This window comes from Paenibacillus sp. LS1 (assembly GCF_026013365.1).
Classification (GTDB): domain Bacteria; phylum Bacillota; class Bacilli; order Paenibacillales; family Paenibacillaceae; genus Paenibacillus.
In genome coordinates this window covers 2,011,875-2,025,626 of record NZ_JAPDOE010000001.1, presented here as the reverse complement: position 1 = coordinate 2,025,626, position 13,752 = coordinate 2,011,875, and the positions used below count along the sequence as shown (strand labels likewise).

The window sequence follows — 13,752 nt, the reverse complement described above, 5'->3', positions numbered from 1 at the left end:
TGCAAAAATAAAATGATCAAATGCACAAATATTTTTTTACAAAATGTATTGACTAAATCCGTTGAAACCTGATAAATTGTAAATTATTAAATAGGCAATTGTAAATATTGAAAGCCCTTACTGAAAACAATTGTCAACTTCTAGAATGAACGGGGGTATCGTGTTGGATAACATAGCCGACAGCAAAAAGGGCGAAGGAAGGGTACTGAAAGTGAGGACGACAAGCGGGCATAGGTTGCAGCAACTCAAGAAAAATTACTTTTTATATATGTTGCTTGCACCGGCCTTAATCTTGACTCTTATCTTCAAGTACATTCCGATGTACGGAGCCATCATTGCGTTTAAGGATTTCAGTCCGATCAAAGGCATCATGGGTAGTGATTGGGTAGGACTGAAGCATTTCGAGAAATTTATAGCTTCACCCAATTTTGATATCATTTTAATGAATACGCTTAAACTCAGCTTTTTGGGATTGATATTCAGTTTCCCGGTGCCCATTTTACTGGCACTCATGCTGAATCAGGTACGCAAAGCTGGCATCAAGAAAAATATTCAATTGTTTCTGTACGCACCCAATTTCATCTCGGTTGTTGTGGTTGTGGGTATGTTGTTCATCTTCCTCTCACCGACAGGGCCGATTAATCAATTAGCCACATGGATTACAGGTCAGCCAATCATGTTCATGTCTGAACCGGAATATTTCCGCTGGATCTACATTTTGTCCGATATCTGGACTGGAGCGGGCTGGGCTTCGATCATTTACGTCGCAGCTTTAGCCAATGTTGATCCAGAGCTTCACAATGCGGCTAATCTGGATGGAGCCAATCTCCTTCAGCGTATTCGCCACATAGACCTTCCAACGATTCGTCCAATTATGGCTATCGTCTTTATTCTTGCAGCGGGTGGCATTATGTCCATTGGATTTGAGAAGGCCTATCTGATGCAGACGTCCATGAACCTGCCTTCCTCCGAGATTATTGCCACGTATGTCTACAAGGTGGGGTTACAGTCTGGAGATTACGCTTATTCTGCGGCAGTTGGATTGTTCAACTCGGTGATCAATGTGATTTTGCTGGTGACGGTGAATCTGATTGTGAAGAAATTGAATGAAGGCGAAGGCCTCTATTAGGAAAGGAGTATTATCCATGGTTGTTAAACACACGGGAATGGATCGATTGATCCTCACACTCAATGCCATTTTTCTCACCTGTGCTGTACTGGTTGTGGTTGTTCCCCTGATTTATATTGTTATCGCCTCATTCATGGACCCCACTGTGCTACTGAATCGTGGACTGTCCTTCAATGTATCGGACTGGAGTCTGGACGGATATCAGATGATTTTGTCCAATCCAGCCATGATTAGAGGCTTTGCGAATGCGGTATTGTACTCGGTTTCCTTTGCACTGATCACCGTGACCGTATCCATATTTGCAGGTTATGCATTGTCGGATGATAGGCTCGCGGGACGTGAATTTTTCATGATTATCTTTATCATTACAATGTTCTTCGGCGGGGGATTAATCCCTACGTATCTACTCATACGTAATCTCGGCATGCTGGATACGGTGTGGGCGATCATCATCCCTGGAGCCGTTAACGTCTGGAACATCATTCTCTCCAGAACCTTTTTCAAAGGGGTCCCTCGGGAGCTGAAAGAAGCTGCAAACGTGGATGGTGCTTCTGAGATGAAGATTTTCTTCCAGATCGTCATTCCGTTGTCGAAACCGATCATTTTTGTACTCGCACTTTATGCGTTCGTTGGGCAGTGGAATTCCTATTTTGATGCGATGATCTATCTGGATAATCCGAACCTGCATCCGTTACAGCTCGTTCTGCGCTCCATTCTGATTCAGAATCAGGCTGCACCGGGCATGATCAGTGATCAGCTTGCGATGGCAGAACTGAAACGGCTCTCCGAGATGATTAAATACTCAGCGATTGTCATTTCGAGTCTGCCACTCATCATCATGTATCCGTTCTTCCAGAAGTATTTCGAAAAAGGTGTCATGGTCGGTTCCCTCAAATAGTGAACAGCCTGCGATACAGTAAGTTGATCTAATCCAACTCATGGAGGTCATTATTATGAAAAAAGTGAACAAGTCTAGAAAAGCCGTTACAACGGCATCCATTTCCATGTTATCTGCGATGCTCTTTCTAACCGCCTGTGGCGGGGGTGGAGGCGGCGCAGCAAGTGAGGCGCAATCACCTGATGGCAAAGTGACATTAAATTTTATCACACAGAGCTCTCCGTTGGCTCCCGCTGATCCGAACGACAAGCTGATTAACAAGCGACTCGAAGAGAAAACCAATGTGCATATCAACTGGAAGAACTATACGAGTGATGTGTTTGCGGAAAAAAGAAACCTGGCGGTCGCCAGCGGTGATTTGCCGGATGCTATTTTTGATGCAGGTTACGGGGATTATGATCTCCTGAAACTGGCGAAGGATGGGGCCATCATTCCACTGGAAGATATGATTGAACAATATATGCCTAATCTGAAAAAAGTACTTGAGGAAGCTCCCGAATACAAGAGCATGATCACGGCTCCAGACGGACATATCTATTCATTCCCATGGATTGAAGAACTCGGAAGTGGCAAACAACGGATTCAGGCAGTGGATAACTTGCCCTGGATTAATGTGGAATGGCTGAACAAGCTCGGACTGAAGATGCCAACAACAACCGAAGAACTGAAAGAAGTGCTGATTGCGTTCAAAACCCAAGACCCGAACGGCAACGGTAAGGCTGACGAAATTCCGTTATCTTTCATTAACAAGCCTGGCGGAGAAGATCTGACATTTCTCTTTGCGGCATTTGGACTGGGAGAGAACTGGGACCATACGGTGGTGACCAATGAAGGAAAAGTGGTCTTTACAGCAGCAGATGCAGGTTACGAGGAAGCGGTTAAATACATTCATGAGCTGGTTCAGGTAGGTCTCGTCGATGTCGAGTCGTATCAGCAGGATTGGAACACGTATCTTGCGAAAGGCAAGGACAACAAGTACGGCATGTACTTCACTTGGGATAAGGCCAACATTACAGGCATGAATGAGACGTACGATGTTCTGCCTCCGGTTGCTGGACCTAACGGCGAAGTTAATGTCACAAGAACAAATGGTATTGGCCTTGATCGTGGTCGCATGGTCATTACCAGCAGCAATAAAAACCTGGAATCCACAGCGAAGTGGGTAGACCAATTGTACGATCCGCTCCAATCTGTGCAGAACAACTGGGGTACCTATGGAGATGAGAGTCAGCAAAATATTTTTGAATTCGATGAAGCCAAAGGGATGCTGAAGCATCTTCCGCTGGAAGGATCTGCACCTGTGGAACTCAGACAAAAAACCAGTATCGCAGGACCATTGGCCATTCTCGACAGTTATTATGACAAATACACAACCAAACCGGAAGATGCGGCTTGGCGCATGGAACTTCTCGACAAGGTTATGGTTCCGCATATGAAAGCGGAGAACGTATATCCAAGTGTGTTCTTCTCCATTGATGAACTGGATCGATTGTCCACGATTGAGACCGATCTTTTCGCCTACGTGTTACGTCTGCGTACAGAATGGTATCAGAACGGGAAAGTAGATCAGGAATGGGATGCTTACCTGAAAGAGCTGGATCGCCTTGGGTTACAAGAATGGCTACAGATTAAACAAGCCGGGTATGATCGTAATAACCAATAAAGAAAAGTGTGGAGGAGAAACCATAATGTCGACAATGCTTAAACATGATTACAGAAACGAATACCATTTCTCACCGAAAGAAAAGTGGATGAACGATCCGAACGGCATGGTGTTTTTCAATGGGGAGTATCACTTGTTCTATCAGCATCACCCACATGGAACAACATGGGGCCCCATGCATTGGGGTCACGCGGTAACCCGAGATCTTGTCACTTGGGAGGAACTTCCTGTAGCTCTGGCACCGGATGAACATGGCATGATCTTTTCCGGCAGTGCGGTGGTGGATTGGAACAATACTTCAGGACTGTTCGACGATGAGCCGGGGTTGGTTGCTATTTTCACCCACCATCTTGAAGTTAAAGACCATGATGCCATACAAACCCAGAGTCTCGCGTATAGCAAAGACAGCGGCAGAACCTGGATTAAATACGAGGGTAATCCGGTATTAAAGCATGAGTCCTTTGTCGATTTCCGTGATCCCAAAGTGTTCTGGCATGAGCAGACCAAGGAATGGGTTATGATTATCGCTTGTGGTCAAACGGTATGTCTGTACCGATCTCCCAATCTGAAGGATTGGACGCTAGGAAGTGAATTTGGCGAAGGGATCGGTTCACATGATGGCGTGTGGGAATGCCCGGACCTGTTCCCGCTTGCAGTGGATGGAGATTCAGGGCAAGAGAAATGGGTGATGCTCGTTAGCATTGGTGCAGATCCCGCTTTTGTAGAAGGCTCTAGAACGCAATATTTTACCGGAGATTTTGATGGAAGAACATTTGTCCCAGATGAAGCATCCTATACGATTCGCTGGATTGATCATGGCCGGGATAACTATGCGGGAGTTAGTTGGTCTGACATTCCGGCTGAAGACGGCAGGCGCCTGTTTATGGGGTGGATGAGCAACTGGATGTATGCCAATCAAACGCCGACCAATGATTACCGTGGAGCAATGACCATTGCACGGGAGCTGACACTGGAGACAAGAGCCGGAGAGGTTATCCTGATTCAACGTCCTGCGCGTGAGCTTGAGCAAGCCCGTACGCCAGTATTGTCCCTACAGGATGCTTCGATTCAGCAAGTGAGTGAGCAGTTGATTGCTTTGCAGCTAGTGAACTATGAGATCCATGCAGAGTGGGCTCCGAATCAATCGTTCCATTTTGCCTTAAGAAGCGGAGCTGACAACGAAACGGTCGTTGGCGTAGACGCCAACCGATGTGAAGTGTATATCGATCGTAGTCGATCGGGTATCGGCGATTTTCATGAACATTTCCTGGGCCAACATGCAGCTGAGTTAAAAGAGGTAAATGGGAATCAAAGTTTGCGTATCTTTGTAGATCATTCATCTGTGGAGGTATTTGCGAATGATGGTCAGGCCGTTATTACGGATCTGATCTATCCGGATGTGGATTCCAAAGGCATCTCTGTTCATGCCGAAAATAGCGATCTGCTATTCTCTTCACTTCATATCTATCAGATCTCACCGACCAAGGCTAAAGGTCAATTGTAATGAAGGGAAGGAGTGCAGAACGATGCGTATTGGAGCCATAGAAGCGGGCGGAACGAAGTTTGTATGTGGTGTAGGGAATGAACATGGACAGATGGAAAATCGGATCAGCTTTCCAACAGAACATCCGGAGACCACTCTTGCCAAGGTGATCGACTATTTCAGGGATAAAGATGTGGAAGCCCTGGGGATCGGCTCCTTTGGTCCGATTGATCTGCAACCGGATAGTCCGACCTATGGATACGTTACAACTACACCTAAGCCAGGTTGGGAGAACTGTAATGTGGTTGGAACCTTGAAGCGTGAATTTCCGGTTCCTATCGGATGGGATACGGATGTGAATGCTGCCGCGCTTGGCGAAGTGACGTGGGGAGCGGGGCAAGGACTGGATAACTGTGTATATTACACGATTGGCACAGGCGTTGGTGTTGGACTCGTAGCAGGGGGCCAACGAGTACACGGATTGTTACATCCGGAGGGTGGACATATTCGCACAAGACGCCATCCAGACGATCACTTTGCCGGATTATGCCCGTACCATGGCGATTGCCTGGAGGGGATGGCTGCAGGACCAGCCATTGAAGCACGTTGGCAAAGTCCCGGCAGTGAACTGCCCGCAGATCATCCGGCGTGGGAGATGGAATCCTTTTATATTGCGGAGTCGATCACCACAGCCATCCTGCTTCATTCGCCGCAGAAGATCATCTTGGGCGGTGGTGTAATGCAGCAAGATCAGCTGTTTCGACTAATCCGGGAGCGTGTTGTACGGAGTCTGAATGGTTATGTGAATGCAGCCCCAATTACGCAACATATTGACCAATATATCGTCCAGCCCGGATTGGGCCAGCATGCAGGTCTGTGTGGTGCGCTCGCATTGGGTCTGGAAGCATTGCAACATGCAGCACAAGCTTCACATGTTTCATAGTTTTCTTAAATAATCTACATCCCAGAAGGGACGGTTGCCGTTCGCTTATTTGTATAAGCAAGACTGCACCGTCCTTTTTGGGCTTTTTTTATTTTTTGAGGAGTTTAATATGTTTGAAAAAAAAGTGCGTTCTAAAATCCGATGTTGCTCAAGTGAGCTGCCAAAGGTATGATTTTTAATGTCCTATCCCCATCATGCGATAAGACATTCAAAATCTAACGCGTCTCGAATGGAAAGGAATCTAACCAATGAAGAACCATATAACAATGCGTCAAGCTGTACAGGCAGACCAAGAGCAACTCGCCGATTTGCGGGCGTTAGTACTGTACGATGATCTAACCAGGCTGGGGAGATACGATGATGTGAAAGTACGTGAACGTTTTCGAAATACGTTCGACCCTTCCCATACGAGGATTATTGAAGTGGAAGGTTCCATGGTAGGTTGTGTAGCATTGAAGCCCAAGTCTGAGGCATATCTATTGGAACATTTCTACATACATCCCGATTACCAAGGCCAGAGAATAGGAACGCAGGTACTGAGCATGTTGCTAGAACAGGATGAAGTTCAGGGGAAACAGGTTATTTTAAATGTATTGCAGGGAAGTCCCGCTCGGCGATTGTATGAACGATTTGGATTTATATTGGACAGTGAAGATGAGGTCGATGTGTTCATGTCCGTTCAAGTTCAGTAATTTCTACTGTACATCTATATAAGTTGAACTATTCTTTTACACAGGAACGGAGTGTTCAGTGTAAAATCTTTAGTTCAAGTTATATAACAGACCCATTCATTTAATTCTTGAATGGGTCTATTGAACTTTTCTATTATACTTTCCGATGACGTTACCCTAATATGGATAATAACCTACTTTTTATATAGGAATTATATAGTATGGAGAATGCCAAGATGCCACAATGGAAGCGAAATCTGTATATTCTGTGGTTCGGCCTGTTTTTCAATCATATGGCGTACTCGCTGTCCGTTCCGTTCTTTCCTATATTCCTGCAAAATGATCTCGGTATCCAGAGCGGCTTAGAAGCTTGGTCGGGGATTTCCATTTCCATCAGCTTTCTGATCAGTGGATTATGCGCACCTTTCTGGGGATCACTGGCTGATAAATATGGCAGCAAACTGATGCTTGTCCGTTCAGGAGTGGGGCTAGGTATTGCACATCTGGCTAACTTCTTTGTTTACGATCCATATACGTTTATCGCGGTGAGGATCTTTCAGGGACTCATGGCTGGTTTTCATCCTGCCTCGATTACACTGATTGGCACCAATACTCCGGAAAAACACGTGGGTTATGCACTTGGTATGATCTCCACGGCCAGCGCTGCAGGCGGGATTCTTGGTCCTCTTGCCGGTGGTGTGTTGAGTCACTGGATCGGACTGCGGGGATGTTTCATTGCATCAGCTGTCATTACGTTCCTCGCGGCTCTGATGGTCCTCGGTGTTAAGGAGTCACGACAAGCTCGTACGATCGTTCCAACGAGGATCATAGGGGATTTGAAAAGAGCGGCTTCCACGCCCGGCTTGATGCGAATCTACGGTTTGATTCTGCTAGTTTCGACCTCTGTACTTATCATCGAACCGGTGCTGACGCTCTATGTCGTGCAGATTGGCGGAGATATCGGCAGTGCAACACTTAGTGCAGGTATTGTCTTCTCGGCGATTGGTGTGGCAACCGTCATTATGGGTCCGCGCTGGGGCAAGATTGGTGGAAGGATAGGGTACGAAAAAACACTGTTTATCGGTCTGATCGGCGGTGGGATAGGCAGTCTGCTGCAAATGACAGCAAATAATCTGATTTATTTTGGTAGCCTGCGATTTGTTTATGGTCTATTCTTTGCCGCGGTTTATCCGGCGCTTAATGCGCTGATCATCAAATATGCTGATCACGATTTTCGTGGGAGGGCTGTCAGTCTGAGTCAGACGGCGAGTCAGTTCGGTATCGTGCTTGGGCCGTTAATCGGTGGCTTTCTCGGTGGATGGATCGGCATTCCGTTTATTTTTCTATTCACAGGGATTGTATTGCTGGGAGCAGCTTGGGCAGTCCGGGTAAGTGATTTGAAACAGGCGGGTAAACCCGGATTACGCATGGCTGTAGACTCAGGCAGAACGAATATGAAGAAGTGAACACTCACAATGAAATGGGGAGGAATATATATGTCGCAACGACAATTGAAATTGGGAGCCAATCTGAACGGAGTGGGGAACAGCATCTCCTTTTGGCGTCACCCGGATATTCCCATTAACGCGAGCGTTAGTCTGGAATTCTACAAGAAGCAAGTACGTATCGCGGAAAAAGGGAAGTTCGATCTGCTCTTTATTGCAGATGGCCTCTTCATCAACGAGAAGTCCAATCCTCATTTTCTCAATCGTTTCGAACCCCTGACGCTTCTGTCCGCACTCGCCGGGGCAACTTCCCACATTGGGTTGGTTGCTACATTGTCTACTTCATATAGTGAACCCTTCACGGTCGCGCGGCAGTTCGCCTCACTGGATCAATTAAGTGGTGGGAGAGCCGGATGGAATGTGGTCACTTCACCTCTGGAAGGATCGGCACTGAACTTTGGCAAAGGCGAACATCCAAACCATGCGCTACGCTACGAAATTGCGGAAGAGCATTTGAATGTGGTCAAAGGCCTTTGGGATTCCTGGGAGGACGATGCCTTTGTTGGAGACAAGGAGCAGGGCGTATTCTTCGATCCTGCCAAGCTGCATACGCTGAATCACAAGGGAGCGCACTTCTCGGTACAGGGTCCGCTTAATGTGGGGCGTTCGAAGCAGGGTCATCCGGTGATTTTCCAGGCGGGCTCATCCGAATCTGGTAAAGATCTGGCTGCCCGATCGGCGGATGCTGTGTACACAGGACATGAGACGCTGGAGGAAGCCAGGGAGTTTTACCGGGATGTGAAGGCAAGAGCGGTGGCGTATGGACGTCAGGCAGCGGATATCCTGATCTTCCCGGGCATCGGTCCCATTGTAGGTAGAACAGCGGAAGAGGCTGAGCAGAAGTATCAGGCAATTGCCGAACTGGTGAGTATGGATCAGGCGCTGAATTATCTGGGACGTTACTTCGATCATTACGACTTCTCCCAGTTCCCGCTGGACGAACCTTTTCCCGAGATTGGGGGGATCGGTAGCAACAGTTTCCGCAGTACAACAGACAAGATTAAGCAGCAGGCACGGGAACAGGGGCTGACCCTGCGCCAAGTGGCATTGCTGGCATCTACCCCGCGTACATCGTTCATTGGTACACCGGATCAGATCGCAGATCAGATTCAGGAATGGTTTGAAGGTGAAGCGGCAGACGGATTCAATGTTCGTACCGTGGTGCCCAATGGCTTGGAAGATTTTGTGGAGCTAGTTGTTCCGGTTCTGCAAGAACGGGGGCTGTTCCGTACGGAATATGAGCAGGATACGCTGCGTGGTAATCTGGGCCTTGAGATTCCGCGTAACCGGCATACGTTAGAGCGTGTGAGATAAACACAATACTAGTGCTTGATACAGTTCGTGATGTAGACAACCTTACCAACCATAAACGATGGGATTAACGCTGTTGCAGCGGTTGATTCCATCGTTTTTTATTTGGAGGGGAATTTTTTTTAGGCTATTCTTTTCTCCCTTTTCGTGGTGTTAAGTGATTGTTAAGAGCGGATTGCTATAGTAGGACAGAACGTACATAGAGATGTTAAGGAGGAGATCATTTGAAATTACAAACAGGAAAGAGAGCGTCAAAGAGGACGATATGGTGGGCGATGTTAACTTCTGTAATGATGTTGTTAGCTACAGTGATCGCACCCTCTCATGCGGCATATGCCGCTACAATTCCTTTTTCACTAAATCAACCGAAAGATATCGAGTTCTACAAGACCACGGGTGGGGAAACCGAAATGGTCATTGCGGATAGTGGCAACAATCGTGTGATTCGGGCTACCGCTGATGGGAAAGTGCTGTCAACGATGGAGGTCAATCATCCGAATGCTGTTACCGTACAGGAAAATGGACTGATCTATGCTGGAGAGTCGGGAGAAAATGCCAAGGTGCACATTTTTAATCCCGATGGAACCATTCATTCTGAGATTACGGGTTTGATATCTAAATTTGACTTTCAACAAATCTCAGGGGTTACACCAAAAATGGACATCAAAAGTATGGCAATAGCCAAGAGCAATGGCAAAGAAGTCTTGTATGTGTATCACGACGCCTATAGGAAATTTAGTAGTTCACCCGAATTGCAAACCATTCTCGGAAATATTTACTTGGATGGCATGGGTTATGGCAGTGGTAGCACTGGGGGACTCCTGGGGAACGTTGGGATAGAGCGTGGAGATAATGGTGAAGCCTGGTATAGCGGAAAGGGATTCATTATGTTGAATGGCATAGCTATCCTGTCGAATGCATCAGACACTTTTGGAGAGTTAGCTGTGGATGTTAATCGTAAATATCTCTATGTTGTCGTGAACGACACAGAAATTCAACGGGCCAGTTACGCCGGTGCGTCCTATAGTTCTCCTCCTGTTCTGGAGAAGTGGTTAAGTACCAGTGCAGAGTATCCGATTGATGATCCGGACGCGATTGCGATGGGTCCGAATGAACAACTGTACATAACGGATGCGGCTAATAACCGAATTATCGTGTTCAATTCAGACGGAACCTTTGATCGATTTTTGGGACTTTCAGGCGAGACTAATGAGAAGCCCAAAGTAGGCCATTTTTCCAAAACAGTCAAGAAAGGTCTTCCTATCTCCTTTACTTCAACAGACTTTACCGGTAATTATGCAGATGCAGATGGTCAGGAGTTGACCGATGTGCGCATCACATCATTGCCGGAGAGTGGCAAGATGCAATTGAATGGAATAGACATCGTGCAAAATCAGGTTATTCCGGTCGCAGAGCTGGGTACGTTAACGTATATTCCGCAAGTGGCAGAAGCGGGACTAAAGACAACGTTTAGCTGGCAAGCGAAGGATGGGCGCGATTTCTCTGATACGGCGACAGTAACCATTTATCTGCGAATCAAGGGTGATGCCAATGGGGATGGCGAGATTACGCCAGGCGACGCATTGCTCGTCAACAAGTATATCAAAGGGTTGATTACCCTGACACCAGAACAGATTCAAGCGTTAGACATGAATGAAGATGGCGTCCTGGATGCAAGAGATTCAGCCTGGATTATGAACATCTACTTGGGCATAGATCAACTAACATAGGGAGAGGTGAAGCACTTGAGTAATGGTTATTTTCATAAATTCATAGCAAGAGATACACATGTCGGGAAGGGCATACTTGCACTACTGCTTATCGTTTCCATGATGTTCTCCTATATTCCACAGGCCAATGCAAGTGTTGATCCGGTCATTCGCATAGGTACGGTATCCGGTGAGCCGGGCACCATTGTTGAAGTCCCCGTATCCTACGATCCGAATGGCTCGGAGTTTTCCTTCTATCGGGCCGATACTCGCATCACATATGATGCAAGCGTACTGCAGCTCGTGGAAGTGGTTCTGAACGAGGGCGTTGCTAAAACGTACACAAAGATCGATTGGCTGGCTGAAGTGTCAGATCCCGGGTCGATTAACACGCAGCTTACTACACGTGATTTTATCGATGTGCCAACAGTTCTTTACTCCCTGCATTTCAAAATTATCGATGGTGCTGCTGCTGGTGATTCCAGTGTGAGCATAAGGGCAGGTGCGCTGTTTGCTGATACTCAGCCTGTCATAGTGAGCGGGGAAGCAGGTAAAGTTACTGTCGTTCAACCCGTCAAACCTCTCGGAAACGCCAATATTGCGATTGGATCAGCCAGCGGCAAGGCAGGCGACAAAGTAACCGTTACAGTAAATGCTTCGTCGCTTGACCAGGCGGTAGGCTCTTATGGCATAAGATTGAGATTCAATCCCGCAGTACTTCAAGTTGAAAGTGTTACAGGTGATTTCCCGAATACGAGGTATAAACCGAATAATAACACTGGATCGCTCATCGTGGCATGGAGTGACGATAATGGTGGAACCAGCCCCATTCCTGCCTCCAAGCAGGCTCAAAAGTTGTTCACCGTGCAATTCGTGATTGCTCCCAACGTAGCAACAGGTGATTACGCTCTCAAGGTAGAAGACGTCACGCTGCCTGGACACTTTACGGTGACCGATACGGATGCCGTCGAAATGGTCAAGTCGGTGAATGAAGGCAAAGTGACTGTCATTGGTGAGTCGGTTACACCACCATTAACGCCATCCAATCCGGGCTCCTCCGGCGGTTCGTCAACAACATCGCCGCCAGCAAGCACTTCCGAGAAGATTACGGTGAATGTGACCAATGAACGGAATGCAAATGCTGTTGTTTCGGCAACGATCATCGAAAGAACAACAGGGGCAGATGGACGCAAAAAGGATGAAGTGAATCTGACGGCCGAGCAGACTTCTCGTGCGATTGAGAGCTTGAAGAAGGCCGGTTCGAATATAGCACGAATTATGATTCCGGATGAGAAGGATGAGGTATCTGAACTGAACGTGAAGCTGCCTGCCAAGTCTACTTCACTGATGGCAGATGAGAAGATAAATCTGTATATTGAAACGGATAATGCTTCCCTGCAACTTCCGGCGAATTTTTTACAGGGACTGGGCTCGGATATATTCTTCCACCTTGTGCCGATCAAGGATGCCGCGGGGCGTGAAGAGGTGGAACAGCGTATCCAGAAAGATCCATTAATAGTCAAACCATCAACCAATACTGCCGACTTCCGCTTGGTAGGTCGTCCAATGACCATTGAGACGAATATGAGCAGTCGTCCGGTGACGGTTGTGCTGCCAATCAGAGATACAAACCTGACGCAGAAGGAACTGGACAAGCTGCAAGTATTTATTGAACATAGCGATGGAACGAAGGAACTCGTTGAGGGTAAGATTGTTAAGTTTAATGGAACAGATCAACCGGGGATTGAGTTTGAAGTCACCAAGTTCAGCACATTTTCCATTATTCTGATGAATAGCACCCAGTCATCAGCCTACATTCAAGGCTATGCGGATGGTACGTTCAGACCGGATCAAGCGGTTAAACGGGTAGAAATGGCAGCTCTTCTGTCCAGAGTCTTCACCTCCAAGACGGACACCACACCTGTGGACTACTCAGACATGCCAGTGGCAGAGTGGGCACGAGAATCGATTAGCCTGGCTACCACTGCCGGATATATGCAAGGAAATGACAGCGGGAGCTTCATGCCGGAACGTTCGATCACACGTGCAGAAATGGCTGTAATTGTGGACCGGATTCTGGATAATCATGCAACTGATGAAGTAGAGGTCAACGATATTGCGCAGCATTGGGGACGTGAAGCAATTCAACGTGTCCTTGTGTCAGGGATCATGACGGTGTCCAGTGACAGTACGTTCCGTCCGAATGATGCATTGACACGTGCGGAAGCTGTTACGTTGCTGAACAGACTGTTAAACCGTGAACCTGTCCTCAATAAATCCGGATTATGGAAGGATGTATCCAGTAGCCACTGGGCATTTGGTGCCATCCAAGCCGCATCTGTAAAATAAAATTGTATACAACAGATCCCACATATCCCTACAGTACTAGGGGCAGTGGGATCTGTTTGCATAGGATGGGCATATTGGGGATGGAAATTTA

10 protein-coding genes are annotated in these 13,752 nt (G+C 47.1%); all 10 read left to right on the top strand.

The window, feature by feature from the left end:
* Positions 1 to 268 precede the first annotated feature (268 nt).
* The 10 genes from OM416_RS08760 to OM416_RS08715 all read left to right on the top strand — a co-directional run bounded on the left by OM416_RS08760 (position 269) and on the right by OM416_RS08715 (position 13,661).
* The gene (locus tag OM416_RS08760; protein ID WP_223200008.1) at positions 269 to 1,129 is read left to right on the top strand and encodes an ABC transporter permease; all 861 of its coding nucleotides are present in this window, start codon (positions 269 to 271) and stop codon (positions 1,127 to 1,129) included.
* A 16-nt stretch (positions 1,130 to 1,145) separates the two neighbouring features.
* Positions 1,146 to 2,027 (top strand): carbohydrate ABC transporter permease, encoded by an 882-nt coding sequence (locus tag OM416_RS08755; RefSeq protein WP_264928532.1) that lies wholly within the window; start codon positions 1,146 to 1,148, stop codon positions 2,025 to 2,027.
* Positions 2,028 to 2,082: 55 nt separating this feature from the next.
* A complete protein-coding gene (locus OM416_RS08750) occupies positions 2,083 to 3,690 on the top strand; it encodes an ABC transporter substrate-binding protein (RefSeq protein ID WP_264928530.1) in 1,608 nt (535 codons plus the stop codon).
* A gap of 25 nt (positions 3,691 to 3,715) precedes the next feature.
* Positions 3,716 to 5,194 carry a glycoside hydrolase family 32 protein gene (locus OM416_RS08745; RefSeq protein ID WP_264928528.1) on the top strand — a complete coding sequence of 493 codons (1,479 nt, stop codon included), beginning with the start codon at positions 3,716 to 3,718 and terminating at the stop codon, positions 5,192 to 5,194.
* Positions 5,195 to 5,216: 22 nt separating this feature from the next.
* Positions 5,217 to 6,116 carry an ROK family protein gene (locus tag OM416_RS08740; protein WP_264928526.1) on the top strand — a complete coding sequence of 300 codons (900 nt, stop codon included), beginning with the start codon at positions 5,217 to 5,219 and terminating at the stop codon, positions 6,114 to 6,116.
* 248 nt (positions 6,117 to 6,364) lie between these two features.
* On the top strand, positions 6,365 to 6,808 hold the full coding sequence (locus tag OM416_RS08735) for a GNAT family N-acetyltransferase (RefSeq protein ID WP_082762834.1): 444 nt from the start codon (positions 6,365 to 6,367) through the stop codon (positions 6,806 to 6,808).
* A 215-nt stretch (positions 6,809 to 7,023) separates the two neighbouring features.
* Positions 7,024 to 8,253 (top strand): MFS transporter, encoded by a 1,230-nt coding sequence (locus OM416_RS08730; RefSeq protein ID WP_264928523.1) that lies wholly within the window; start codon positions 7,024 to 7,026, stop codon positions 8,251 to 8,253.
* A 30-nt stretch (positions 8,254 to 8,283) separates the two neighbouring features.
* Positions 8,284 to 9,606 (top strand): LLM class flavin-dependent oxidoreductase, encoded by a 1,323-nt coding sequence (locus OM416_RS08725; protein ID WP_264928521.1) that lies wholly within the window; start codon positions 8,284 to 8,286, stop codon positions 9,604 to 9,606.
* Between the two features lie 221 nt (positions 9,607 to 9,827).
* Positions 9,828 to 11,333 (top strand): dockerin type I domain-containing protein, encoded by a 1,506-nt coding sequence (locus tag OM416_RS08720; RefSeq protein WP_264928519.1) that lies wholly within the window; start codon positions 9,828 to 9,830, stop codon positions 11,331 to 11,333.
* 15 nt (positions 11,334 to 11,348) lie between these two features.
* On the top strand, positions 11,349 to 13,661 hold the full coding sequence (locus OM416_RS08715) for an S-layer homology domain-containing protein (protein WP_264928517.1): 2,313 nt from the start codon (positions 11,349 to 11,351) through the stop codon (positions 13,659 to 13,661).
* Positions 13,662 to 13,752 lie beyond the last annotated feature (91 nt).

What these genes read in the sequence shown, in the direction of transcription:
- OM416_RS08760 (WP_223200008.1), top strand. Translation starts at nt 269, where the DNA reads ATGTTGCTTGCACCGGCCTTAATCTTGACTCTTATCTTCAAGTACATT.
- OM416_RS08755 (WP_264928532.1), top strand. Translation starts at nt 1,146, where the DNA reads ATGGTTGTTAAACACACGGGAATGGATCGATTGATCCTCACACTCAAT.
- OM416_RS08750 (WP_264928530.1), top strand. Translation starts at nt 2,083, where the DNA reads ATGAAAAAAGTGAACAAGTCTAGAAAAGCCGTTACAACGGCATCCATT.
- OM416_RS08745 (WP_264928528.1), top strand. Translation starts at nt 3,716, where the DNA reads ATGTCGACAATGCTTAAACATGATTACAGAAACGAATACCATTTCTCA.
- OM416_RS08740 (WP_264928526.1), top strand. Translation starts at nt 5,217, where the DNA reads ATGCGTATTGGAGCCATAGAAGCGGGCGGAACGAAGTTTGTATGTGGT.
- OM416_RS08735 (WP_082762834.1), top strand. Translation starts at nt 6,365, where the DNA reads ATGAAGAACCATATAACAATGCGTCAAGCTGTACAGGCAGACCAAGAG.
- OM416_RS08730 (WP_264928523.1), top strand. Translation starts at nt 7,024, where the DNA reads ATGCCACAATGGAAGCGAAATCTGTATATTCTGTGGTTCGGCCTGTTT.
- OM416_RS08725 (WP_264928521.1), top strand. Translation starts at nt 8,284, where the DNA reads ATGTCGCAACGACAATTGAAATTGGGAGCCAATCTGAACGGAGTGGGG.